This window comes from Bacillus sp. EB600 (assembly GCF_024494385.1).
In the GTDB taxonomy this organism is placed as follows: domain Bacteria; phylum Bacillota; class Bacilli; order Bacillales; family Cytobacillaceae; genus JAEVLT01.
In genome coordinates this window covers 1-1,169 of the sequence record NZ_JAEVLT010000120.1, presented here as the reverse complement: position 1 = coordinate 1,169, position 1,169 = coordinate 1, and the positions used below count along the sequence as shown (strand labels likewise).

At 38.3% G+C, this 1,169-nt stretch carries 1 protein-coding gene; it reads left to right on the top strand.

The features are described from left to right. Positions 1-1,169, top strand: a 1,169-nt coding sequence (locus JN080_RS28770; RefSeq protein WP_256239355.1) for a transposase, incomplete at both ends; no start/stop codon positions are given.

Genomic DNA, 1,169 nt, shown 5'->3' with positions numbered 1-1,169 from the left:
AATCGCTAGAATTACGGAAAGAATTCCATTTATAAAGGATTTAGTCCAACGGCTGAAAAATGATATTATTTTTCGTCTTGACTGTGGTTTTTTAGTATCTGATACAGTTCCGTCTGAAGCTGCTTTTTCCAGAATGATCACACAAATTAGTGAGACAAATGTACTGGAATCCGTCCAAGAAAATATCCTTTATCAAGCGATTTCTGAGGGATTTATTACAGATGAGACGGTAGCAATTGATGCGACTCATATTGAAGCACGAGATCAAGCACCTGCTAAAGAAGAAAAGCCTAAATCTGAACCTAAAAAACGTGGCCGCAAATCGAAAGCCGAGCAAGAAAAGTGGCAACAAGAAAGGGCTAAAAAGGAAGAGAATCTCTCCTTATATGAAAAACCTATTGAAGCCCAACTTGATGTCTCGCTCCAAGAACTCCGTTCTTCTGCCCCAATTGAACCAAAATGGGGCATCAAGAAAAATAGTGAAGGGAAAAATGTCTTTTGGTTTGGTTTTAAAGGGCATTTAGCCGTTGGCTCGAAGAGCCAATATATTTACCAATCCCTCCTAACATCCGGAAACCTTAATGATGGTAAGGCAGCAATTCCACTACTAAAAGGAATTCAGGAACGGTTTCCATCTCTATCTGTTCGATATGCAACGATGGACGCCGGTTATGATTACTTAGCCATTTACAAGCAAATTTATCATATGGGTGCTCAATCTGTTATTGCTTATAACAAGAAGAACGAATCAGATCCAATTGGTTTTGATAAGTACTTTGCCCCGACTTGTGTACGCGAACATTCCTATCGATATGATAGCTATGATCCGAAATATGAAACGCTAAAGTATACGCGGCCGAGAGATTGTAGGGATTGTCCTTTGTCTAAAGATTCGCTATGTCAAAAGATTTATAAAGTGAAAATTACTTCTGACTTACGACGTTATACAGCACCAGCTCGGGGTTCTAAACGTTGGAAAGAAATTTATAAACAGCGAACCGCCGTAGAACGTGTGAATGCCTATTTAAAAGAGTTCTTCCAATTAAATCAAGTTAGATATCGCACTGGAAAACGCGCAAAGGTTCATTTTGATTTGGTTCATATTATTTATAATGCTTCAAAATTAGCTTGTGATCGTCTTTCGCAACAAAACAAATTTAGTGTTCAAG